The organism is Polyangium sp. y55x31 (assembly GCF_029946505.1).
GTDB lineage: Bacteria > Myxococcota_A > Polyangia > Polyangiales > Polyangiaceae > Polyangium.
This window is the reverse complement of record NZ_JARZHG010000036.1, coordinates 94,515-116,398: the sequence shown is the minus strand read 5'-3', so window position 1 is coordinate 116,398 and position 21,884 is coordinate 94,515. Positions and strand designations below refer to the sequence as shown.

The 21,884-nt window shown below is 68.4% G+C and carries 20 protein-coding genes; 10 read left to right on the top strand and 10 right to left on the bottom strand.

The window, feature by feature from the left end; genetic code table 11:
• Positions 1 to 1,707: hypothetical protein (locus tag QHF84_RS39815; protein WP_281318795.1), on the top strand; the 1,707-nt coding region annotated here is incomplete at its 5' end.
• 72 nt (positions 1,708 to 1,779) lie between these two features.
• On the opposite strand, the gene QHF84_RS39810 is transcribed toward QHF84_RS39815, so the two are convergent.
• From QHF84_RS39810 to QHF84_RS39800, 3 genes are all read right to left on the bottom strand, one after another.
• Positions 1,780 to 3,117, bottom strand: a complete 1,338-nt coding sequence (locus QHF84_RS39810) for an MYXO-CTERM sorting domain-containing protein (protein ID WP_281318794.1) — start codon at positions 3,115 to 3,117, stop codon at positions 1,780 to 1,782.
• 666 nt (positions 3,118 to 3,783) lie between these two features.
• Positions 3,784 to 4,401 carry an isochorismatase family cysteine hydrolase gene (locus tag QHF84_RS39805; RefSeq protein WP_281318793.1) on the bottom strand — a complete coding sequence of 206 codons (618 nt, stop codon included), beginning with the start codon at positions 4,399 to 4,401 and terminating at the stop codon, positions 3,784 to 3,786.
• Between the two features lie 406 nt (positions 4,402 to 4,807).
• Positions 4,808 to 5,251 carry a hypothetical protein gene (locus tag QHF84_RS39800; RefSeq protein WP_281318792.1) on the bottom strand — a complete coding sequence of 148 codons (444 nt, stop codon included), beginning with the start codon at positions 5,249 to 5,251 and terminating at the stop codon, positions 4,808 to 4,810.
• Positions 5,252 to 5,375: 124 nt separating this feature from the next.
• Here QHF84_RS39800 and QHF84_RS39795 point away from each other — a divergent pair, with 124 nt between their 5' ends.
• Complete coding sequence (locus QHF84_RS39795; RefSeq protein WP_281318791.1) at positions 5,376 to 6,188, top strand: hypothetical protein; 813 nt, start codon at positions 5,376 to 5,378, stop codon at positions 6,186 to 6,188.
• 53 nt (positions 6,189 to 6,241) lie between these two features.
• Complete coding sequence (locus tag QHF84_RS39790; protein ID WP_281318790.1) at positions 6,242 to 6,427, top strand: hypothetical protein; 186 nt, start codon at positions 6,242 to 6,244, stop codon at positions 6,425 to 6,427.
• On the opposite strand, the gene QHF84_RS39785 is transcribed toward QHF84_RS39790, so the two are convergent.
• Both QHF84_RS39785 and QHF84_RS39780 read right to left on the bottom strand, forming a co-directional pair.
• A complete protein-coding gene (locus QHF84_RS39785) occupies positions 6,424 to 7,455 on the bottom strand; it encodes an SUMF1/EgtB/PvdO family nonheme iron enzyme (protein WP_281318789.1) in 1,032 nt (343 codons plus the stop codon). The genes QHF84_RS39790 and QHF84_RS39785 overlap by 4 nt on opposite strands.
• A gap of 45 nt (positions 7,456 to 7,500) precedes the next feature.
• A complete protein-coding gene (locus tag QHF84_RS39780; RefSeq protein ID WP_281318788.1) occupies positions 7,501 to 9,123 on the bottom strand; it encodes an FHA domain-containing protein in 1,623 nt (540 codons plus the stop codon).
• 340 nt (positions 9,124 to 9,463) lie between these two features.
• On the opposite strand from QHF84_RS39780, the gene QHF84_RS39775 reads away from it, so the two are divergent.
• On the top strand, positions 9,464 to 10,423 hold the full coding sequence (locus QHF84_RS39775; RefSeq protein WP_281318787.1) for an NYN domain-containing protein: 960 nt from the start codon (positions 9,464 to 9,466) through the stop codon (positions 10,421 to 10,423).
• 25 nt (positions 10,424 to 10,448) lie between these two features.
• On the opposite strand, the gene QHF84_RS39770 is transcribed toward QHF84_RS39775, so the two are convergent.
• Together QHF84_RS39770 and QHF84_RS39765 are read right to left on the bottom strand one after the other, a co-directional pair.
• Positions 10,449 to 11,330 (bottom strand): MBL fold metallo-hydrolase, encoded by an 882-nt coding sequence (locus tag QHF84_RS39770; protein WP_281318786.1) that lies wholly within the window; start codon positions 11,328 to 11,330, stop codon positions 10,449 to 10,451.
• Between the two features lie 53 nt (positions 11,331 to 11,383).
• Entirely contained in the window at positions 11,384 to 11,545 is a 162-nt protein-coding gene (locus QHF84_RS39765; RefSeq protein ID WP_281318785.1) for a hypothetical protein, read from the bottom strand.
• Positions 11,546 to 11,685: 140 nt separating this feature from the next.
• Between QHF84_RS39765 and QHF84_RS39760 the strand changes: the two genes are divergently transcribed.
• The 5 genes from QHF84_RS39760 (at position 11,686) to QHF84_RS39740 (ending at position 17,316) form a co-directional block, all read left to right on the top strand.
• Positions 11,686 to 12,843 carry an acyl-CoA dehydrogenase family protein gene (locus QHF84_RS39760; RefSeq protein WP_281318784.1) on the top strand — a complete coding sequence of 386 codons (1,158 nt, stop codon included), beginning with the start codon at positions 11,686 to 11,688 and terminating at the stop codon, positions 12,841 to 12,843.
• A 277-nt stretch (positions 12,844 to 13,120) separates the two neighbouring features.
• The gene (gene kaiC, locus QHF84_RS39755; RefSeq protein ID WP_281318783.1) at positions 13,121 to 14,875 is read left to right on the top strand and encodes a circadian clock protein KaiC; all 1,755 of its coding nucleotides are present in this window, start codon (positions 13,121 to 13,123) and stop codon (positions 14,873 to 14,875) included.
• Positions 14,872 to 15,186, top strand: a complete 315-nt coding sequence (locus QHF84_RS39750) for a circadian clock KaiB family protein (RefSeq protein WP_281318782.1) — start codon at positions 14,872 to 14,874, stop codon at positions 15,184 to 15,186. The genes kaiC and QHF84_RS39750 overlap by 4 nt, the downstream gene beginning before the upstream one ends.
• A gap of 10 nt (positions 15,187 to 15,196) precedes the next feature.
• Positions 15,197 to 15,589, top strand: a complete 393-nt coding sequence (locus tag QHF84_RS39745; protein WP_281318781.1) for a circadian clock KaiB family protein — start codon at positions 15,197 to 15,199, stop codon at positions 15,587 to 15,589.
• Entirely contained in the window at positions 15,586 to 17,316 is a 1,731-nt protein-coding gene (locus QHF84_RS39740; protein ID WP_281318780.1) for an ATP-binding protein, read from the top strand. The genes QHF84_RS39745 and QHF84_RS39740 overlap by 4 nt, the downstream gene beginning before the upstream one ends.
• Before the next feature lie 130 nt (positions 17,317 to 17,446).
• On the opposite strand, the gene QHF84_RS39735 is transcribed toward QHF84_RS39740, so the two are convergent.
• On the bottom strand, positions 17,447 to 18,178 hold the full coding sequence (locus QHF84_RS39735; RefSeq protein ID WP_281318779.1) for a DUF2071 domain-containing protein: 732 nt from the start codon (positions 18,176 to 18,178) through the stop codon (positions 17,447 to 17,449).
• A gap of 66 nt (positions 18,179 to 18,244) precedes the next feature.
• Here QHF84_RS39735 and holA point away from each other — a divergent pair, with 66 nt between their 5' ends.
• Positions 18,245 to 19,300 (top strand): DNA polymerase III subunit delta, encoded by a 1,056-nt coding sequence (gene holA / locus QHF84_RS39730; RefSeq protein WP_281318778.1) that lies wholly within the window; start codon positions 18,245 to 18,247, stop codon positions 19,298 to 19,300.
• Between the two features lie 3 nt (positions 19,301 to 19,303).
• Here holA and QHF84_RS39725 read toward each other — a convergent pair whose 3' ends face one another.
• Complete coding sequence (locus QHF84_RS39725; RefSeq protein ID WP_281318777.1) at positions 19,304 to 20,128, bottom strand: lysophospholipid acyltransferase family protein; 825 nt, start codon at positions 20,126 to 20,128, stop codon at positions 19,304 to 19,306.
• A gap of 168 nt (positions 20,129 to 20,296) precedes the next feature.
• Positions 20,297 to 21,592 carry a hypothetical protein gene (locus QHF84_RS39720; protein ID WP_281318776.1) on the bottom strand — a complete coding sequence of 432 codons (1,296 nt, stop codon included), beginning with the start codon at positions 21,590 to 21,592 and terminating at the stop codon, positions 20,297 to 20,299.
• Between the last annotated feature and the right edge of the window lie 292 nt (positions 21,593 to 21,884).

The following is a 21,884-nucleotide window of genomic DNA, read 5'->3' as shown; positions in this document are numbered from 1 at the left end:
GCGCGGGTTTGGCCGGATGGAACGGGGGTGGCGCTGGCCGGGGGGCGGGTGCGGGTGCTCGAGGGGGATGGGGTGCGGGAGGGTTTGTCGAAGGAGGAGATTTTTGCGGGGGGGCGGAGCGCCGGGGCGGTGGCGGGGATCGGGAAGATCGGGGGCGCGGTGTGGGTGGCGCGGGGCGATGTGGGGCGGGTTTTGCCGACGGGCGGGACGGCGGAGGTTTGGCGGGGTCGGGTTTGGCCGGACGGGGCGGTGATGGTGGGGGGGAAGGCGAAGGGGTTGTTGATCGAGCTGTCCGGGGGGCGGCTGCATGTGGTGGGGCTGTCCGAGGACGGGAAGGTGGGGGCGCCGGCGCTTTCGGATGGGCGGGCGCGGAGCGCGGCGTCGCCGGTGCGGGCAGGGTTTGCCGCGGTGGAGCGGGCGTCGGGCGGGGCGCTCGTGGCGGGCGTGGGGGTGGGCTCGGACGAGGAGGTGGTGGCGTTCGTGGTGGATGGGGCGGGGCGGCTCGGGCCGGTGGCGAAGACGTCGCTGAAGGTGCGCGCCGGGGAATTGGGGGTGCGTTTGTCCGGGCTGCCCGGGGGCGGGGCGATTCTTTCGGATGAGGGGCGGCGGTACGCGGTTTGGCTGGACGAGGAGGGGCGGGAGGTCGGGGCGGCGGCATGGCCGGAAGGGGTGGCCGCGGGGGTTTGTCAGGACGGGGCGGCAGGGCCGCGGTTTTATCCGTCGATGAAGCCGGGTGCGTTTGTCGAGGTGGAGGCGCTTTCGGCGCCGGGGACGTGCGTGGTCGGGGAGCCCGGGTGGGCGGCGGACGGGTCGCTGCGGTGGTTCGGGACGCGTGCCGAGGGGCGAGACATTGTGCCGGAGGTCGGGGTGGTGCGGGGGCTCGCGGCGGCCGTGGAGCGGGCGGGCGCGGAGGCGGCGGAGGACGCGGAAGAGGTGAAGGCGGCGGCGCCGAGGCCGTGTCCGCCGGAGATGGTGCTCGTGCAGGGGAAGCTCTGCGTGGACCGGTTCGAGGCGACGCTCGTGGACACGGCGAGCGGGGAGGCGCTTTCGCCGGATTTCCCGGTGACGCCGAATTTGATGGAGATCACGCTCGGGGATTGGTCGACGGGGCGGAGCCGCGTGGGCAGCGTGCACGCACGGGCGATGCCGCTTCCGCTTTTGCCGGGGTGGCAGCGGGGGCAGAAGCTGGATGTGATGGCCGTGCCGCGGCGTTTGGCCCGGCCAAACGGCTATTTGACGGGGCTCGTGGCGGAGAGCGCTTGTGCGGCCGCTGGAAAGCGGCTGTGCACGCTGCCGGAGTTCGTCCTGGCTTGCCGGGGGCAAGACGATACGCCATTTCCGTACGGCGATACGTACGTGGAGGGGGCGTGCAACGTGTTCCGCGAAGCGCACCCGGCGGCCATTTTGCATGACAATGCGTCGATCGGGCACCTCGATCCACGATTGAATCACGTGCGGGCCGGGGAGGCGCCGCTGTTCCGGAGGACGGGCGCGACGCCGGCGTGCCGGAGCCGCTGGGGGAACGACGCGATTTACGATATGGTCGGCAACCTCGACGAGTGGGTGGACGAGGGCAGCGGGGCGTTCGCCGGCGGGTTTTACGCGCGATCGACGCGGTCGGGCTGCGATGCGGTGGTGACGGCCCACCCGCGGAGTTACCTCGATTATTCGACGGGCGTGCGGTGCTGCAAGGACGCGGAGCCCTGAAGGGGCGCCGGGAACATCGATCGATTCAAGAACCGCTCGCGCCGGGTCCGCGCGAGGTCGATGGGGATCGCGTCATCCCCGTCGCCGCCGTCGACGCACGACGAGCGAGGCGCCGAACGCGACGACGAGCGCGGCGCCCGCCGAGGACGACGCTCCGCCCCCGGCCACCGCGCACCCGCTGCTCGTCTCCGTCGGTGTCGTGGTCCCGCCGCCCGCTCCGGTGTCCTCGCCCTTCGGGTCGAGACGCGCCGTTCGCACGAACAGCCTCGCGCCGTCGTCGTACGCGAGCGCGTACGAGCCGTCGGACGACGCTGCGAGACGAATATCGAGCGATGGCTGGGTCGAGATCACCGCCGTCTCTCCGCGGGGCGCTCCATCCGCGTCGAGCGCGACGATCGACGAGCCGCCGCCGTTCGCACGATACGCGAGCGCGACGCTCGTGCCGTTCGTCGCGAGCCGTGGGTCACGGATCCCCGGCGCCTCCGCGAGATTGTCCAGCGCGCGGATCGTGCCGTCCGGGGCGAGGAACCACCCGTGGATATGCTCGCGGTTTTGCCCATTCGAGTCGCCGGGCGGGAGGAAGTACGACCACGAGACGGCGAGCGTCCCGGCGCCGGTGAGCGCCACCGCGATGCGCGCGTAGGTCGCGTCGCGAAAGCCAAGGAACGTCGGCTTCGGATCCGTGTTCGCGTCGTCGAGCGCGACCAGCGCGACGTTCCGCAGCGGATTCGAATCGTTGAGCTGGAAGCCTGCGACGCACTGCGCGGCTCGACATGCGATGTCCATGCGCGGCGAGCTGGTCGGCGAGAACAGCGTGCTCGGCTCCCCTGCCTTCGGGAACGCGACGACGACACCGCTCGTGCACGAGAGCACGAGGCCGGTGCTCCGCGCCTCGAGCGCGAGCGGGCTGCACTCGACGAGGCCCTGCTCCTCGAGCCCGTACGTTCCGTCGTCCCCCACCGTCCCCGCTTCGTCGACCGAGAACAGACGTGTGGCGGCATAAAGACCAACTTGCTCTCCGACCGCGATGCGATACGCGCCGTCCGCGAAGACCGCGCGCACCGCGTAGAGTCGCGTCTCTGCCGAATAAACGAGGAACCGCGGGACGACGACGCCCTGCTCGGCGTCCAGGATCGCGGCGTAGAGATCGCGATTGCCTTCGACCCACGTGACGAGCATCGAAGAGCCGCGTGGAGCGACCGCGTAGTCGTCGCGACGCTCGTCGAGGAACTCGCCGCTGCCGTCCGGAGGCTCGACGATCGCGGGAAGTGTCGCGCCGACGTCGATCGGCGCGCTCAATTCGATCGGAGCGGCCAGCGCGATGGACGCGTGCGTGACGGCGATTGCGGAAAACAGGCCCGCGAAAAGCGGGCGGCGAAGACGTGGACCAAGCGTGGAGGAGGCAAGCATGCTGCCTTGGACGCCGCCTCGTGACCCCTATTCACCTCCCCGGGTCTGCCTCCAGGTCCGATTTCGCACCCGGAACCCCTCCCCGGGTCTGCCTCCCGCGGCACCCGCTGAAATAAGCAAGCTTCTCGGCATATTCGCACATCGACGCGAGCCGCGAGGCCCCCGCGGGCTTATGTTGCCAATGTAAGTTGCAGGGAGGTCTGCCATGCGGCAATCAGCACTGCTGTTGGGCACATTCGGCATCCTGGGGTTCTCCTCGTTCTCCTGCGATCGTGGTGAAGTGGGCATGGATCCTGAGGCTCAGGAAGTGAGCCTGTTGGCAAAAGAAGAAGGGTGCCTGTCTTCGGACTGCGACGATGACATCGCGAGCGACAAAGGCGCCCTCATCGAAAGGGAAGGAGATTCCGAGGTGGAGACAGCTCTCACGGAGCGCCCCCCCATTTCGGTGAGGCGACCTGACCCCTGCGCCCGCTGGGGCGGCGCCGGGGCGCGGTGCGTTCCAGGCAGCCGGACGAACTGCGCTATATACATTGTGGTGGGCGGCGGCTGCGCCTGCTTGCCCATCCCTTGTCCGCGGCCGAGCACGCGCTGCCCTGGAACGGTTGCGTGCCCGTGAGCACGCGTCTGCGTGTTCATCCCTTCCTCTCCGCTCCTCGGGTTCATCTTCTACGTCTGTTTCGCGCCCGCCCCATCTCCTCGGGTTTTCCCGTCGGTACTGCTTCCGGCGTGCCACCGCTCGTCGGCCAGCCACCTGGCACATGGCACGACTTCGGCCGCGCGGCTGGGAAAAACCTTGTCCATGAAGAATTCGTGGACGGTGGGGTCGCTGTCCGCGCAGCCGTCGCGAAGCACGGTGACCCGATAACCCCGATCGGCTGCGTCGTAACAGGTTGCGGCGACCATTGCACTGGTGGCCACTCCAGCGACGGCGATGGTGTCGACGGCATGGGCACGCAGCACGATATCCAGGTCAGTCCCGGCGAAAGCGCTTGCCCGGCGTTTGAGCACAAGGACGTCTTCGTCGTGCACCGGTAGGTCGATCTCGGTTCCGGCCATCCCCTCGTGGAAGATATCCCCCGCTTCGAAGAAGGCGGAGAACAATGCATTACCCGGCGGGAGATCCGCCCGGTTGACGCGGAACGCGGTACGTATGAACACCACCAGCACGCCGGCGGATCTGGCGCGCGGGAGGAGGTCGGTCAGCGGTGGAACGACCTGCCGCGCGAACGGGTAGGCGCCGGTGATGCCGCGCTGGATGTCGCCGATGATGAGTGCGGTTGCCATGACGTCAGCATGTAGAACAAAGAAACCGCCTCCTCGGGGGCGCAGCACGCTTCTCGCGGGGCGGTAACCGTGTCCTTCCACACTCCCCGGGTCCGCCTCCAGGTCCGGCATCACACCCGGAACCACTCCCCGGGTTCGCCTCCGGGTCCGACATCGCACCCGGAACCACTCCCCGGGTCCGCCTCCAGGTCCGATTTTGCATCCGGAACCACTCCCCGGGTCCGCCTCCAGGTCCGATTTCGCACCCGAAACCACTCCCCGGGTCCGCCTCCAGGTCCGATTTCACACCCGGAACCACTCCCCGGGTTCGCCTCCGGGTCCGATTTCGCACCCGAAACCACTCCCCGGGTTCGCCTCCAGGTCCGATTTCGCACCCGAAACCACTCCCCGGGTCCGCCCTCGGGTCCTAGCCCGGAATCGAGGCCCTCCGCTTGCCGGCGATGGTTTCGGTCCGGGCCCGCTCGAATTTGGGGCGGTCGGCATACACCTTGAGCCGACCGCCGAGCGCGACGTTCGCGACCGAGACGCCCATCGCCACGAGACGCGATTTCACCAGGATGTGCGCATCTCCCTGCTTCGGATGCTCCTGCGCCCAGCGCACGAATTCCTGCCGCACGATGCTGTCGTAGCCCGTGACGTGCTCCCAGTCGTGAAAGACCTCGAGGTCGCCCAGCGTGAGCGAGGCGAGGCGGTCGAACGCGCGCATCACGTGGAGCGCACAGTCGAGGTCCGCATGCCCGGAGACGCGGGTGAAAAACACGCCGTGCGCTGGGTTCGTCATGAGGAGCTCCCAGGCGTCCGTCTTCCAGGACTCTTTCCATTGCCCACGATCGGAAAGGGCTTCGGCCATGCTCGCCCATGGTGAGCATGAATTTTCCCGGAGCGGAAGGGGGATCGGGACGTATCCCGGCGCAAGGAACCAGGTGTAAGCTCGCCCGGCGGGCCCCGTTCTTCCACCACTGAAAGGATTTCCGATGCGTCGCCTCGCCCCTCTCGCCGTTTGCGCCCTCGCGCTCGCCACCCTCACGGGCTGCGGAGCCAGCTACGTGCCGTCCCGAAACACCCATTTCGAGATGGATCGCGAGGTCGAGATCGACGACGAGGACATCCGCAAGGCCTTCGATGCCCGGCCCCAGATGCCCCCCGGCGCGATCCGGCTCGCCTATTACACGCTCGACCCGGACGTCGCCGGGGACCTGGAGAAAGTGTTCGGCAGGCTGCCCGGCGTCACCAGCGTCTATCGAATTCCGTCCTTGTTCGTCACCGGTCAACGGCGGCTCTCCGAAGGGAATGGAAACGGGTATTCCTACGGACCGCCGCGCGAACTCTCCTTGAAGAAGCTCCGCTTGCTGGCGGCCCGCGCGAACACCGACGTGCTCGTCATCGTCGACCACGGCTACCAAAACCAGGGCGTCAATCCCCTCGTCGCCACGGTCTCGCTGCTCGTGCCCATCTTCTTCGTGCCATTCGTCGATACGCAGGTGAAAGGGTACGCCGAGGCGTTCGTCGTGGATGTGCGCAATGGTTACCTCTACGGCCACGTCTCCGAGGAGGATACGCGCGGAGAGCCGTACGCGACGATCTACGCGAAGGGCGCCAAGGACTATGTCGACGAGCAATGGATCGATCTGCACATGTCGCTGCAAAAACAGCTCGTGAAGCTCTTCGAGGACGAGCGCGCCCGCAAGGCCACAGCGGGCGAGCCCCCTCCCCCGCCCCCGCCCGGCACAGCCCCCTCGCTCGCCGCCCCGCCGGCCGCGCCGCCCGGGGCGCCTCCGGCTCCCTGAAACGTCAGTGCCGCCCGATTGACGAGGCAAGCAGGCCTCGTCACATCGGAGGTATGCGACCCGTCATCCCGAAGACCCTGCTCCTCGCCGCCCTGACGCTCGCCGCCGCCTGTCGCGAGCCGCTGCCCAAGGACAAACCACCCAAAACGCCCACGGGCCCGATCGCCCCCGCCACGAACGAAGTGCCCGGGACGGCCACGCCGGACGGCACGGCCGCGCCCGATACCTCGTCGAATTAACGCTTCTTCTTGCGGGGCTTTTTTTCGATCCCCGGCGCGTCCATGCAGCAGCGGAATCCCGTCGAATAGTCGTGGTAGGTCGGCTCGTGGGCGATCGTGGTGAACGAGCAGCCCGGGCCGTGCTCCAGGGTGGTGCTGAAAAACCCGCCCATGAAGATGCCATTTCCCACTTTCCAGGGCTGCTTCTTCCGCTCGACCTCGTCCCGCGCGAGGACGTCCTCGATATCGGAGCCGACCACGTCGCTCACCCACTCGTGGAGGTTGCCGACCATGTCGAAGGCGCCCTCGTCACTGCCGCAGGTCGCGTACTCGCCCGATTTGGCGAGGAAGCCGGGCTCGCGGTCGAGCTTCGGGTCGTTGAAGACCTCGTACGTCCAGGCGCCGCGGCTCCGGCCGTAAAATTTTTCGAGGAGGTGGAGCTTGCCGGTATTGCAGGCGCCGCGCTGGCCCTTGTTGCCGTACGGATACCGGTAGCCCTTGCGGCCCTTGCAGGCGCGCGTCCATTCGGCGCGGCTGCACAGGCGTTTGCCCGCGTGCGCGCAAGCCTCGGCGGCCTCGACGCGGCTGATGTAGGCCTGCGGGTAGACGTCGGCCGCGCTCATGGCGACGTAAAATGTGCCCTTTTCGGGTCGATCGTAATGGGGCCAGGGCGTCACGACGCCGTCCGCGGTCTTCGTGGCGAGGTGCCCCTCCCAGCGGTCGACGCAGGAGCGGCCGGTCTTGATCATCTCGGCAGGACAAGTCGGCGGGGAACCGCCGTCGGCCTCCGCATCCGCACCCGCGTCCGCGATCGCTGCCGTGGCCGCGTCCGCTTCCGCATCCGCGCCCGCCTCCGCCTCCGTTCCCGCCTCCGCGACCGTCGCCGCGACGATGGGCGCGGTGGACCCCACGGGAACGGCCTCCGTCGTGCTCGGCGCGGCTTGTCCGCCGGTGGGTTTGTCCTCGGAGGAGGTACATGCGGCGAGGGATCCCGCGGCGATCAGCGTGAGGGCCAAGGCGAGGAAGGCGGGGCGAGAATCGAGGCGCATCGGAAGCAAAAGCAAAAACGCTCGAGGCCCGGAGGGGCCTTTCCACTATCGTTCTTCTTCGTATTTGAGCTCGACGTCCCCGACGCCGATCACGTCCCCGGGCTTGAGCGCCGCCGGCGCCGTGATCTTCTTGCCATTGACGAACGTGCCGCTGCCGCCGCCGAGGTCCGTCAGCCAGAACCTGCCGTCCTGCCCCACGATCGAGCAATGCTCGCGCGAGACGTCCTTGCCTTCGAGGCGGATCTGCGCGTGGTTCGTCTGGCCAATCGTGATCGTGGTGCCTTCGAGGCGATAGCCGTCCTTCGGGCCATTGCCATGCACGACGAGCAGGCGGGCGCGGGGGAGGTTGCCCGCGACGGTGGCCATGGCCCGGCGGCTGAGAGGGCCCGCCTGGCTCGCGCCCGCGCGGCGAGAAGCAGCCGCGGCCCGGCCCGCCTGGGCCTTGCGGAAGAGGCGATACGCCGCAGGGTTCGGCTTCTTCGCGAGGACCTCCGCCTCCTCCGCGAGCTGCGCGATCGTCTCGCCGAGCGGCGTGCCGTCCTCCGCTTCGAGATCCGCTTCGGCGCGCATGCCGTCGACCGCGCGCCGGAGCAGCGCCGCCGCCGTCTCGAACGAGCTCTGATCGGCGAGCGTACGCGCCGCGGTGCGCGCCTCCTCCGCGAGCGCGACGAGCACCCGCGCACGCGCCGCAGGGTCGCGCTCGGACGCGCCCGCCTTCACCACGGTGCCGATCGCGCGATCGAGGACGTGCACGTCGGCCGCGCCGGGGCGCCGGTGCGCGAGGCGCGCGCGCACGACCTCGAAGTCCCCGTTTGCCGCGGCGCCGGGCTCGATCGCGACCTCGACGACCAGCGACGCGCGTTCGCCCGGCTGGAGATCCGGCAGCTCCACGCGCGCCGCGCCCATGGTCTTGCGCACACGCACGTCGCCCGCGATGCGGATGATGTCGACGCCGCGCGCGGGCGAGAGGTCGACCGACACGCCTTCGGCGACCGCGTCGCCCGTCGCGCCCACCGCGAGCGCAAGCTCGGTCGCGCAGAGCGCCGGATCCCGCACGTAATAATACTGGCCGCCGCCCGCGACCGCGATGCGCCGCAGGATGTCCTCGTTGTGCTCTTCGCCGTAGCCGAGCGTGGAGACCGTCGCGTCCGTGCGAAACGAGGCGGCGATCTCGGCGAGCGCCTCGGGGCGACGATCGCCGAGCGTCGGATCACCGTCGCTGAGCAGGAGGATGCCTCGTCGCTCGGCAGGCACGCGTGGACCGAGCGCGCTGCGGCTCACGCGAAGGCCACTCTCCATGTCGGTGCCGCCCTCGGGATCGATGCGGCGCAAGCTGCCCGCGAGCCTGCGCCGCGCGGACACGTCGAGCTGCTCGAGCTCCGCGACGATCTCCGCGCCCTCGGAGAACGAGACGATCCCCACGCGGTCCGTGGGATCGAGCAGCTCCACCATGCGCTCGATGGAGCGCACGACTTGCTCCATCGGCTGGCCCCACATCGACGCGGAGACATCGATCGCGAACACCAGCGCGAGCGGCGGTCGCTCGTGCCGTTCGTCCTCGGGGAGCGCGGCCGAGACCTCGATGACGAGGTGCGCGCGCTGCGTCGCGCCCGGAGGGACACTCCGGACGTCGAGCGCGAGCGACAGATCGAGGGCAGGACCGGGCATGCGCCCCCAAGAATACCCGGCAGAGGCAAGAGCGCGAGTCGAGATCGTTTGGGGGCTGCCAAAGAGATGCAAGAGGGACGGAGCGCCGCGCCGCCATGCGTCGATCTGAAGATGGTACGGCCGACCATAACACTACGATGACGGCGAAAAGCGTGAGCGAGACAGGTGGGCGGGCGTCCTGCATCGCGCAAGCCGTTTTTTTCGGCCGAAGAGCGGGTTGACCGGATGAGGAGCCTCGGATTAAGACACCCCGCCCCTGCGATCACGTGATGCGATCGCTCAATGGCCGTGATCGGCTTCCCCGGGGGCGCCGGATTTCTTTGTTTCGAGCGGCGGTGTGATGCGCGTCTGTATTTTCTTCGACGGCAAGAATTTCCACTCGGGTTGGCGTGACGAAGCGGGAGGGCGGAGGCTCGCGTTTCCCAAGCTGTCGCGCTGGCTCGTCGAGCGCGTCGGCGGATCGCTGCTTTGGGGCGCCTATTACTATACCGGCATCGAGATCGGCTCGGCCGCGGTGACCGAAGGGCAGAAGAAGCTCGCGGGCTTCCTCGACATGCTCGAAGTGCAGCCCGGCTTTTTCGTGAAGCGTTTCCCCCGCAAAACCACGATGTTCCAGTGTGCGGCCTGCGGAGCCGAGAACCGGTATACGCAGGAAAAAGAGGTCGACACCTCGATGGTCGCGGACATGTTGCGTCTCGCGGCCGTCAACGCGTTCGATGTGCTCGTCCTCGTCTCGGGCGACTCCGATCACGCGCCGGCCGTGGAAGGCGTGCGGCAGCTCGGCCGCCAGGCCTACGTGTCGACCTGGGGCCGCGCGGGTCTGTCGACGCGGCTGCGCAAGGCCGCGTTCGATCACATCGATCTGCTCGAGGGGATCTCGTTTTTCGAGGATACCGAGGGCTCCGGCTCACCCGCGCCGCCCGGGCCCGAGCCGCGCTGGGCGAGCGAGGACATTCCCCCGGCCGTGCCCACGCCGCCCGCAGGGACGGCGCCCCGCGAAACGACGCACGACGAGTGCGAGGACCCGGAGGACGCCGACCCGGACGCGTCCGAATCCCCGCCGCCCTCGTACGAGCCGTCGGAGGACGAGTCGGTGTTCATCGAGGAGCTACGCGCCGCCGAGCGCAGGCTGCGCAACGGGTACGTCGGGGCGAACTACTTCGTGACGCGCTGGCAATCGAACCGGCTCGATCCGTCGCCCGACGCGCGCCGCCGCATGCTGGAGCACCTCGTGACGTCGCGGCTCATCGAGGTGTATCACGCGCCCGACGGGAACGCGGCGATCCGGGCGCGCGAGTAGCGCCGTTTCAGGTCAAAGTTTCAGCTCAAAGGAAGAGGTCGCCGAGCAGCGGGAGCGCGCCGACGCGTACGTCCCGCGACGCGCGCCCGAGCCGCTCGGCGAGCGTGCCGATGCCCACGGCGGGCAGGGCGCGCACCGGCTCGTGCAGCGGCCGGAAGAAATCGTCCCAGTGCGAGAGGAGCACGTTCGCGGGCGAGACGGCGCGCATCACGCGCTCGGGCAGGTCGACGCCGCTGCGCCAGCCCGCCACGCAGAGCAGGAGCAGGTCGACGTTCCGCGGCGCGGGCTCGTCGGGCAAGAGCTCGGCGCTGCCGAGGTGCACGATCGTGCGGCCATGCACCTCGATTTCCACGCGGAAGACGGCCCCGCAGCGGTAGCCCTCGGCGCGGACGGGGACGGCGTCGCAGTCGTCGATGTCGCCGGGGAAAGGCACGCGGCCGAGGGCGAAGCGCGAGTGCGCGCTCGGGACGAAGCGCAGGCGGAACGGGCCGACCTCGCGGGTGATGGGCGCCTGTCCGGGCGCGCGCTCGACCATCTCGACGCGGTCCTCGGGCACGCCCGCGGCGCGGCAGAGCGCGGCGGCGGAGCGTGAGCCGAAGACACGCGCGCCGGTGCGCTTGGCGATGATGGGCACGTCGAGGGCGTGGTCGAAGTGCGTGTGTCCGACGATCACCGCGTCCGCGCGGTGGATGTAGCGCCCGATCGCGCCGAGGTCGGGGGCGAGCGGCGACGTCATGCATCGGGCGAGCGAGGCGCGCGTGACGTAGGGGTCGAGCAGCAGGACGTGGTCCTCGCAGGTGATCTCGAAGCCCGCCGTGCCGAGCCAGCGGACGGTCACGGCAGGACGGACGGCCGGGCCCTTCGGGGCGAGGTCATCCGGTCGGAAAAACAGGCTCTCGGGGCGCACGGGCGGCCGGTATAGGCGTGACGCGCCGCGCAGGGAAAGGTTTTCGTTTTCCCTCAGCGCCGACCGATCGGGCGGAACAGAAGGCCCGTCACGGCAAACGCGATGGAGATGACGAGCAGGACGTTGATCCACGGGCCTGCCTGGTAGACGCCCGTCGCGGCGAGCAGCCAGGCGAGGAAGGCCCCGACGGTGAGTCCCCAGAAGACCAGCATCATGGGAGCGCACTGCGAAGGGTGTGCCCGTTCGGAGTGGGAAGGTTCGTCGCGGGGGTTCGGGCAGAGCCCGGCTTGTCCGGGCGTGGCCCCGAGCGTTGGATGGGGACGTTGCGTCGGCCTCTCGTGCTAGTGTCCCGCGCATGAGCGACGTCGTCTTCGACCTCGAGAACCCGACCGAAGATCACCGAATGCTGCGCCAGATGGTGCGGAACTTCGTCCGCGACGTGGTGGAGCCGCAGGCGGAAGAGCATGATCGCACGGGCACGCTGAACGTCCCCTTGCTGAAACAGGCGGGCGAGCTCGGTCTGCTCGGGCTCACGGTCCCGGAGAAGGACGGGGGCGCGGGCATGGATGCCGTGAGCGCGGTGATCGTGCACCACGAGCTCTCGAAGAGCGATCCAGGCTTTTGCCTCGCGTACCTCGCGCACGCGATGCTCTTCGTGAACAACTTCTACTACGCCTCGAACGAAGCGCAGCGCGAGCGCTGGCTGTCCAAGGTGATCTCGGGCGAGTGGATCGGCGCGATGGGCATGACGGAGCCGTCGAGCGGCACCGACGTGCTCGGCATGCGCACCGTGGCTCGGCGCGAGGGCGAAGGGTTCGTGCTCAAGGGCCACAAGGCGCTCATCACGAACGCGGTCGATGCCGACGTGTTCATCGTCTACGCGAAGGTCGACGGCGACGTGACGACGTTCGTCGTGGAGCGCAGCGCGCCCGGGTTCTCCGTCGGAAAGAAGACCGAGAAGATGGGCATGCGCGCGAGCACGTTGAGCGAGTTCATGCTCGACGACGTGTTCGTGCCCGCGGAGAACGTGCTCGGCACGGTGGGCGGGGGCGTGCGCAACATGATGCGCAACCTCGAGATCGAGCGGCTCACGCTGGCGGCGATGAGCCTCGGCATCGCGGATCGGTGTCTCGACATCATGGTGCGGTACGCGGCGGAGCGGACGAGCTTCGGCAAGTCGATCGCGGAGCACGGGCAGATCCAGCGCTACATCGGCGAGAGCTTCGCGAAGACGGAGGCCGCGCGGGCGCTCGTCTACAGCGTGGCGCGTGACGTGGGCCCGGCCAAACGCAACCGCATCGGCACGGACGCGGCGAAGCTCTTCGCGGCGCCGGTGGGCAAGGAGGTCGCCGACAACGCGATGCAGGTCCTCGGCGGATGGGGATACTGCAGCGAGTACAAGGTCGAGCGGTTCCTGCGCGACGCGAAGCTCCTGGAAATCGGCGGTGGTACATTGGAGTCCCATCAGAAGAATCTGACGAAGGAGCTCCTGCGGAAGGTGAAGCAGGATTAAGCCCCACACCGAGAGCGATTTTCTTTCGACAACAATCCCTCGTCCTCCTACGATAACGTCCTCGTCGGTGACGGATGGGGGGTGTATGGCCGCGACAACCTGTACCCTGTCTTGCACAATGCTCATGCTTGTGCGATAGGGTCGAATCCAGGAAATCCAGAAAGGATTTACCGCCGACGGAGCCGTTGCGAGCTTCGTCGGCGATCACGAGCGGTTCGGCGCGGGTCGACCTGCGCCGAACGATTTGAAAATCATTTCGTCCGGGAGTTGGGTTCGTATGGGCACATACGAGTCGAAGGCGAATGTAGGCCACACAGTAGAATCGTTGGACGTACTGCAAAAGGTCCCGACCGGTATCAAGGGTTTCGATGAAATCACTGTCGGGGGACTCCCGAGGGGGCGCACGACGCTGGTATGCGGGAGCGCGGGGTCGGGAAAGACGCTCTTTGCATTGGAGTTCCTCGTCCGCGGCGCGATCGATCACGGCGAGCCAGGGGTATTCGTGGCGTTCGAGGAGACCGCCGTGGAGCTCACGCAGAGCGTCGCTTCCCTGGGCTTCGACCTCGACGACCTCGTCGCCCGCAAAATGCTGGCGATCGACTACGTGCACGTGGAACGGAGCGAGATCCTCGAGACCGGGGACTACGACCTCAATGGCCTCTTCGTGCGGCTCGAATACGCGATCTCGTCGGTCGGGGCGAAGCGCGTGGTCATCGACTCGCTCGAGACCTTGTTCTCGGCCCTCGGGAACGAGGGCATCCTGCGCTCCGAGTTCCGGAGGCTCTTCCGCTGGCTGAAGGATCGCGGCGTCACCGCAATCATCACGGGCGAACGCGGCGACGGCACCCTCACCCGGCACGGGATCGAGGAGTACGTCTCGGACTGCGTGATCCTTCTCGAACAACGCGTGCACGAGCGGGTCGCGACGCGATACCTGCGTGTCGTCAAATACCGCGGGACGATGCACGGGACGAACGAATATCCGTTCCTCATCCACGCCGGAGGCATCTCCGTCGTGCCCGTGACCTCGCTCGGGCTCACGCACCCCGCCTCCGACGAGCGCATGTCGACCGGCGTGCCGCGCCTCGACGCCATGCTCGGCGGCAAGGGAATCTACCGCGGGTCGAGCGTGCTCATCTCGGGGACGCCGGGCACGGGCAAGTCGAGCCTGGCGGCGCACGTGGCCAACAGCGCCTGCCGCCGCGGCGAGCGTTGCCTCTACTTCGCCTTCGAGGAGTCGCAGGGCCAGTTCGTGCGCAACATGCGCTCGATCGGCCTCGACCTGAAACCTTGGCTCGATCAGGGCCGGCTCCAGTTCCACGCCTCCCGCCCCACGCTGTTCGGGCTGGAGATGCACCTCGCGAACATGCACCGGCTCATCGAGGCCTTCGATCCGAGCGTGGTCGTGGTCGATCCCGTGACGAACTTCGCGATGGTGGCGACGAACCACGAGGTGCGCGCGATGCTCATGCGGCTCGTCGACTTCCTGAAGAGCCGCGGGATCACCGCGGTCTTCACGAGCCTGACAGCCGGCGGCGGCGCGCTCGAAGAGACGGACGTGGGGATCTCGTCGCTCATGGATACGTGGCTGCTCGTGCAGTTCCTCGAAGGCAGCGGGGAGCGAAACCGCGGGCTCTACGTGCTCAAGTCGAGGGGCATGATGCACTCGAACCAGGTGCGCGAGTTCCACATGGGCGCGCACGGGATCGATCTGCTCGACGTGTACGTGGGTCCGGCGGGAGTGCTCACGGGAACCGCAAGGCAGGCGCAAGAAGCGAAGGAGCGCGCCGAGGCCATCACGCGGCAGCAGGAGATGGACCGCAAGCAGCGTGATCTCGCGCGGAAGCGCGCCCAGCTCGAGGCGCAGATCCTCGCGCTGCGCGCCGAGTTCGAGGCCGAGGAGCAAGAGGTCCTGGCCAACCTGGACCAGGACAAGCGGCGCGAGCTGAACCTCAGCCGCGATCGTGAACAGATGGCCCGTCTTCGGCAGGCGGACCCGAGCAGACAGCAGAATGGAGGTAGTGCCGGATGACGAGCCCCTTGGACGGGATTTCCCGCGATGTGACCTCCGAGATCTGGGAGTTACGTCTGTACGTCGCAGGCCAGACGAGAAAATCGCTGCTCGCGCTGGGCAACTTGAGGCGGCTCTGCGAGGAGCACCTCGCCGGGAAATACCACATCGAGATCGTCGATCTGCTCCAGCACCCGCAGCTCGCGGAGGGAGATCAGATCCTGGCGATCCCGACGCTCGTGCGGCGTTTGCCCGAGCCGATCCGCAAGATCATCGGGGACCTATCCAACACCGAGCGCGTGCTCGTGGGGCTCGACATCCGGCCTCATTGAGAGGACGACCATGGGGGGAAGCGATCACGACGACGGGCGCGACGGACAAACCCCCCCGGCAGCCGCCGGGGACATGGACGACTTCTGGGCGCAGGCGCTCGTCGACGAGCCCCAGGAGACGTACGTCCTCCGGCTTTACGTCGTCGGCAATTCACCGCGATCGCGGTGGGCGATCCGCAACGTGCGGAAGCTCTGCGACCAGCACCTCGCGGGTCGCTTCGACCTCGAAGTGCACGACCTGAACCAGGAACCGTGGCTCGCGCGCGAAGCGCAGATCGTCGCCGCGCCGACGCTCGTACGGGAGCAACCGCTGCCCGTGCAGCGCATCATCGGCTCGCTGTCCGACATCGAGCGGGTCCTCGTGGGTCTGGGCGTGCCTCCGAACCCGACGGGGGATCCATGACGAAAAAAGACGACGCGTTTACCTCCGCACCGGAGTCCCCGCTCGTCGCGCACGACCTCCTCCGGCGCGTCGAGGAGGCCGAGGCGACGCTGGCGGCGATCCGCGCCGGCGAGGTGGATGCGCTCGTGGTGTCCGCCGACGGCACGCCGCGGGTGTTCGTGCTGAAAGGCGCCGATCACGCGCACCGGACGCTGCTCGAGACGCTGAACGAAGGCGCGATGACGATCAGCGGGGATGGGACGATCCTGTTCGCCAACCGCAAGGTCGCCGAGATGCTCGGCCGCCCGCTCAGCAAGGTGCTCGGCGCGTCGCTGCGCGGGTGCGTCGGGCCCGAGGAGGCAGCGACGTTCGACGCGCTGCTCGGGGCGGCCAAGGGCGGGAGCGCAAAAGGGGAGCTCTCGCTCGAGCAAACGAGCGGGGCGCGGCTGCCGGTGATGCTGTCGATCCGGGACGCGGGCGAGGAGGACCCGACGTTCACCGTGGTCGCGACGGACCTGACGCCGCTGAAGGCCGCGGAGGCGGCGCTCCGGCAGGCGAACGACGAGCTCGAAGCGCGGGTCGCCGCGAGGACGGCCGAGCTCGTGAAGGCAAACGAGGCGCTCCGCGAGGCCGATCGGCGCAAGGACGAGTTTCTCTCGATGCTCGGGCACGAGCTCAGGAACCCGCTCGCGCCGATCCTGACGGCGGCGGAGATGATCCGCGTGGCGACCCACGGCGACGCGCGGGTCGAGCGCTTCCGGGGCGTGATCGAGCGCCAAGCGCGGAACCTTTCGCGCCTCGTCGACGACCTGCTCGACGTCTCGCGCATCACGCGTGGGACGATCACGCTGCAGACGAAGCTCGTGGATCTCGGGACGATCGTGCGGAGCGCGGTGGACGCGGCGCGGCCGCTCGTCGACGCCTCGGGCCACACGCTCCGGGTCGCGCTCCCGGCGGCGCCGGTGCTCGTGGAGGGGGATCCGACGCGGCTCGAGCAGGTGATCGTGAACCTCTTGAACAACGCGGCGAAGTACACCGAGCGCGGCGGCGAGATCACGCTCTCGGTCGTGCAGGACAAGGCGAGCGTGACGGCGACCGTGAAGGACAACGGGATCGGGATGCCGGCGGAGCTTTTGCCGCGGGTGTTCGATCTGTTCGTGCAGGGCGAGCGCGCGCTCGATCGGTCGCAGGGCGGGCTCGGGATCGGGCTCACGCTGGTGAAGAGCCTGATCACGATGCACGGGGGCTCGGTCGAGGCGCGGAGCGAGGGCGTGGGCAAAGGCTCGGAGATCGTGGTGCGGCTGCCGCACGTGCGAAGGGAGGGGCCAAACGCGAAGGCGCAAGCCGCGGAGGAGGCTCCGGCGAGCGCGCAGCGGGCGCTCGTCGTGGAGGACAACGCGGACGCGGCGGACATGCTCTCCGAGCTGCTCGGGCTCTGGGGCTACGACGTGCGGGCGGCGCAGAGCGGCGAGGAGGGCGTGTCGCTCGCGGCGACGTTCCGACCGCACGTGGTGCTGCTCGACATCGGCCTGCCGGGCATGGACGGGTTCGAGGTGGCGCGGCGGCTGCGGGCGACGTGGCCGACGTCGCAGGCGCTCCTGATCGGCGTGAGCGGGTACGGGCAGGAGGCGGATCGACGCAAGGCCGAGGAGGCGGGGATCGATCATCAGCTCATGAAGCCGCTCGATCCGCAGGTGCTCCACGGGCTGCTCGAACGCTCGAAGGGGCGGCGCGCGCGGAGGTCGTAGCAGCCTGTGGAATCATCGTCGCGAGCGCCCCGAAGCTAGGGCGACGGAGCGAGGAATCCTGAAGGATTTCGAGCGATGTCGACCGACGATTCGGGGCGCGCAGCAGATGAGTCCACAGGCTGCTAGGGACTCAGACGATGGGCACGAGCTTGTAGACGTCGACGTCGACGCCGGGGCTGTAGAGCGCGAGCGGCTCGGTGGAAGGCTCTGGCAATCCCGCGGCCGCGACCATTCCATCACGCCACGATTCGACCTTCACCTCGTGGAGCGGATACGGCACGTGGTGCACGCGCCCGAGCGACAAACCCGAGCGGGTGCGGGCGTACAGGATGTATCGCTCGGCGAAGAAATGCGTGAGCGTCCCGGGTTTGGCCGAGCCGATCGATTCTCCGATATGGTAACGCGCCTCGAACGCGGCCGGCGTGGGGCCGGGGAAGAGGCGCTTGCTCCGGTAGTCGACGGTATTTCCCGAGATGTCGAGCTTCATCGAGGCGCGGTGGTACGGCAGGTGCCAGCCGGCGCGCGCGACCGCCACCGCGATCGTCGCGGCCGCGTCGAGGCTGAAGAACCAGACGCCCGGATCCTTGCCGCGGAAATGCACGTACGTGCGGACGTTGAGCTCGTGGAAATGCGAGATCCCCGGGACGGACGGCGACCAGCGCGGGGCGACGTCGCGCATCGTGAACGGCACGACCCCGACCCACGCTTTTCCCTCGAACGTGTCGACGGTGAGCTCGGACGGCAGGAGCCTCGCGATCGCCTCCGCGGGCACCTCCCAGTGCAGGAACAGGAGGGTTCGCCATCGCTGGAAGCCGGCGGGCCGACCCGGCGGACGTTCGGCCGGAGAGAGGCGGTCGATCATGGCGAGGGACATGGTACCTCTTCCCGCGCTTGACGCGCCCCTTCGAAGGGACGAACGGAGAGACCCGTGACGCCCGAGCAAGCCATCCAGGAAGCCACGAAAGGGAACTTGCGGCCCGTCTACCTCGTGCTCGGCGAGGAGCGGTACCTCGCCGACAAGGTCGTGCACGCCCTCAAGGAAGCGACGATGAAGGGCGGCATCGCGGGCTTCAACGAGGACAAGTTCACCGCCGGCGAGGCGAACGTGGACGCCGTCCTCTCGGCCTCGAAGATGGTGCCGATGATGGCCAAGCGCAGGTTCGTCCTCGCGCGTGGCCTCGAGCGCTGGGAGAAGAAGGGCGACAGCGACGACGACGACGGCGGCAAGGCCGCCGAGGGCAAGCGCGGAGTGAAGGACGGCAGCCCCCTCGACGCGCTCGCCGAGTACGCGAAGGCGCCGGCCTCGACGACGGTGCTCGTGCTCTCGGCGACGAAGCTCCACGCGCAACGCAAGATCGTCACGGCGGCGAAGAAGGAGGACTTCCTCGTCAACTGCGAGCCCGTGAGCCGCAAGGCGCTGCCGACCGTGGTGCGGCAGATGGCCAAGGAGCGCGGGCACGACATCGCGCCGGACGTGGCCGATCACCTGGCGGAGATCGCCGGGCCGGAGCTCGGCTACGTGGCGGACGCGATCGAGCGGCTGAGCCTGTTCGTCGGCGAGGGCAAGCCGTTCACGGAGGACGCGGTCGTGACGATGGTCATGAAGGTCCGGCCGGGCTCGGTGTGGGACCTCGTCGACGCGCTCACGCGGCGGCGGCTCGACAAGGCGCTCGCGGTGCTCGCGGAGGTCGTGGATTCGAAGGACGGGGGGCTGCCGCTGCTCGGGCTCGTGGCGTCGAACGTACGGAAGATGGTGAAGATGGACTCGGCGCTGCGCGCGGGGGCGAACGTGAACGAGGCGGCCGCGCGCGCGGGCATTCCGCCGTTCAAGGCGCAGGAGACGGCGCAGACCTTGAAATCGCTGCCGCGGGGGACCTTGCCCGCGTGGGTGCGCCTGCTCGCGGAGGCGGATCGAGCGCTCAAGGGCTCGAAACGCTCACCGCAAGCGGTGCTCGAGACGATGGTGATTTCGATGTGTCGTTGAGAATCAGGCGGGGGGCGGGGCTTCGATCGCGGCCGGGGCCGCTGCTCGTGGCACCTCGCTTTCGCCGCCCTCCTCGGAGGGCAGCGTCGGCATCCACTTGCCGAGGCGCTCGAAGGCCGCCGAGATATCGCCGCGCACGCGCTCGCGCAGCGTGTCGAGGTCGTCCATCGTCAAACCTTTCACGTCGACGGGCGGCAGGACCTCGATGCGGGCCTGGCATTTCACGCCGAAGACCCACGAGTTCTTGGGGATCGCGTGGCGCGTGCCGGCGACCGCGACCGGCAGGATGGGGATGCCCGTCTCGATGGCGAGGCGGAAGGCGCCGTCCTTGAAGGGCTTGATCTCGCCGTCGGAGGAGCGCGTGCCTTCGGGGAAGATCATCACGCTCATGCCGCGGTCGAGGTACCATTTGCAGCGCTCCATCGCCGATTTCGCGCTCTCGCGCTCGCCGCGGCGGAGCGGGATGTCGCCGGCCATGCTCATCATCCAGCCGAGGCCCGGGACCTTGAAATTGCTCTCCTTCGAGAGCCATTTCATCTCCCAGGGCAAATAGCTGATCGCCGGGATGTCGGCGATCGACTGGTGATTGGCCACGACGATGAAAGGCCCGCTGTTCTTGGGGCGCTTCCAGCCGGAGACCTTCACGCTCCAGAGCGGATTCAAGCGCACGAGCATCGTGCCGCAAATTCGGAAGAACCTGCCCGTGATTTTGCGGACCCGGTCGAATGGTGCGGTCGTGACGAACACCGCCGCGACCGCGCCGGTCGACACCGCCACGACGCCGATGATTTCGAACCAGTTCCAGAGCGAAACAAGCTTGGCCTTCATGAGGGAAGGCCCATCTTTACCCGAGGCCAGAATAACCGGCAAGAGGAGGGAAGGCCGTTTCCGGCATGACGCAATGCGCGTCTCGCGCTGCGTCGTTGGATTTCGTGCAATCGTGACGAGAACCTGACAGAACGAGGGCCAAAACCCTACATTCGTCTCGCGAGGCGGTTATTTTTTGCCGCCCTTGCCACCGCCGCCCTTCGCGTCACCGCCGCCACCCTTCGAGCCGCCGCCGCCGCCGCCGCCGCTCTTTCGGTCGCCGCCGCCCTTTCGGTCGCCGCCGCTCGGCTTCGAGCTGCCGTGGTCCCTGGTCTCGAAGGGCATCTTCGTCTCGTGGCCGCCGTGATCGCCGCCGCTCTTCGCCCGGCTGCTGCCGGGGTGCTCGGCGTTGTCCGACTTGAAGCCGCCGCTGTCGCGGGCGAACGTCCCGTCCTGGCCGAAATGCCGGCCGTTGTTGCCCTTCTTGTGATGGTCGTGGTCGTGGTCGTGGTCGTGGTGGTCGTGATCGCGGTCGTGGTCGTGGAACCGCGTCTTCACGTGGGCGTGGCCATAAACGTCGACGCCGCTGTCGAAGCCGCCTTGCAGGCTGAATCGAATGCGCGGCGCGCTGGCGATGCGCACCGTGGCCGTGGGGGCATAAATGCGGACGCCTGGACGATAGCCCCAGATCGCCGCGTGCGTGACGGAGCCGACGCTGAGCGACGCCGTGACCCGCAGCGGATTGAGCAGCGCCGCCGAGGCCCCGAGCCGCGCCGAGAAATAGAAGCCCGACGGCTCGGGATCGAAGTTCACGAACGTCGTCTTCTCGGCCACGAAGCCCATCCGCAGCTTGCGCGACTCGATCCGCACGGGCTTGAGGTCCACGTCGAGCACGTACACGCGCGTCTCGCCCGAGCTCGCGTCCGCGACCATCTCCAGCCGATCGTCACCCACGATCTGGATCGTGCCGCCGTGCGGGCCCACGGTCTCGTCGGGCAGCTTCGCCTCGGCCGTCACCTTGGCGCCCGCCACGAGCTCCGCCGTGCCGCCCACGGGCACGTGGATGACGCCGCTCCAGGGTTTGCCCGAGACCGTCACCGTGTAGTTGACCTCGGTGAGATCCGCCTCGAGCTTCGGCCCGGCCGCGACGAGCAGGCCCGTCTTCGCGTCGAGCACGAGCGGCACCGTCTTCGGCTCGCTGCCCTCGATCTTGTAGATGACCGAGCCGCCGATGTCCTCCTTCACGCGCCCGGTCGCCGTGGCGGTGACCGCGGCCTTCACCTGGCCGTCGGGATCGATGCGCCAGGCGACCGTCCCCTCGTCGTGCTCCTCGATCAGCGCCTCCGCCCCGAGATCCGCGTTGACGGCCGCCTCGGCCTCGACGTTGACGGCCGCCGGCGCCGGGGCCTCGCTGCTGCTGCTGCTGCACGCCGACGCGAACACGAGAACGAGAGACACGAGCGATACGTGAGCGAAACGGGTCATGAGGTTCCCTCCGTCCTTCTCTCCGTGCATACACTGCGCCTGACGGAGAGATCATCAAAAAGGTCCAAATCACCTCGAAAAGACCTCGCATCGGCACATTTTCGACGGGAACCGGTCACTATACGTACCACCCGACGAGACCAACCTCGCATTCAATGTTGCAGACAGGACGGCCTTTTCCCATTTCAACGGCCCGCAATGGCTGCGACAACGTAATGGCGCTCTCGCGCGTCCCGGCGCCGGCCTCGTCCGTCCGCGGCCGTGCAGCGGGCGTTTCGGGGGCGTTTCGCCG

Excerpts from the sequence above, each read along its gene's own strand:
- QHF84_RS39810 (WP_281318794.1), bottom strand. The coding sequence starts at position 3,117 with ATGCTTGCCTCCTCCACGCTTGGTCCACGTCTTCGCCGCCCGCTTTTC.
- QHF84_RS39740 (WP_281318780.1), top strand. The coding sequence starts at position 15,586 with ATGACGAAAAAAGACGACGCGTTTACCTCCGCACCGGAGTCCCCGCTC.
- kaiC (WP_281318783.1), top strand. The coding sequence starts at position 13,121 with ATGGGCACATACGAGTCGAAGGCGAATGTAGGCCACACAGTAGAATCG.
- QHF84_RS39805 (WP_281318793.1), bottom strand. The coding sequence starts at position 4,401 with ATGGCAACCGCACTCATCATCGGCGACATCCAGCGCGGCATCACCGGC.
- QHF84_RS39780 (WP_281318788.1), bottom strand. The coding sequence starts at position 9,123 with ATGCCCGGTCCTGCCCTCGATCTGTCGCTCGCGCTCGACGTCCGGAGT.
- QHF84_RS39750 (WP_281318782.1), top strand. The coding sequence starts at position 14,872 with ATGACGAGCCCCTTGGACGGGATTTCCCGCGATGTGACCTCCGAGATC.
- QHF84_RS39725 (WP_281318777.1), bottom strand. The coding sequence starts at position 20,128 with ATGAAGGCCAAGCTTGTTTCGCTCTGGAACTGGTTCGAAATCATCGGC.
- QHF84_RS39745 (WP_281318781.1), top strand. The coding sequence starts at position 15,197 with ATGGGGGGAAGCGATCACGACGACGGGCGCGACGGACAAACCCCCCCG.
- QHF84_RS39765 (WP_281318785.1), bottom strand. The coding sequence starts at position 11,545 with ATGATGCTGGTCTTCTGGGGACTCACCGTCGGGGCCTTCCTCGCCTGG.
- QHF84_RS39790 (WP_281318790.1), top strand. The coding sequence starts at position 6,242 with ATGCGACCCGTCATCCCGAAGACCCTGCTCCTCGCCGCCCTGACGCTC.
- QHF84_RS39785 (WP_281318789.1), bottom strand. The coding sequence starts at position 7,455 with ATGCGCCTCGATTCTCGCCCCGCCTTCCTCGCCTTGGCCCTCACGCTG.
- QHF84_RS39760 (WP_281318784.1), top strand. The coding sequence starts at position 11,686 with ATGAGCGACGTCGTCTTCGACCTCGAGAACCCGACCGAAGATCACCGA.
- QHF84_RS39795 (WP_281318791.1), top strand. The coding sequence starts at position 5,376 with ATGCGTCGCCTCGCCCCTCTCGCCGTTTGCGCCCTCGCGCTCGCCACC.
- QHF84_RS39720 (WP_281318776.1), bottom strand. The coding sequence starts at position 21,592 with ATGACCCGTTTCGCTCACGTATCGCTCGTGTCTCTCGTTCTCGTGTTC.
- QHF84_RS39775 (WP_281318787.1), top strand. The coding sequence starts at position 9,464 with ATGCGCGTCTGTATTTTCTTCGACGGCAAGAATTTCCACTCGGGTTGG.
- QHF84_RS39735 (WP_281318779.1), bottom strand. The coding sequence starts at position 18,178 with ATGATCGACCGCCTCTCTCCGGCCGAACGTCCGCCGGGTCGGCCCGCC.
- QHF84_RS39800 (WP_281318792.1), bottom strand. The coding sequence starts at position 5,251 with ATGGCCGAAGCCCTTTCCGATCGTGGGCAATGGAAAGAGTCCTGGAAG.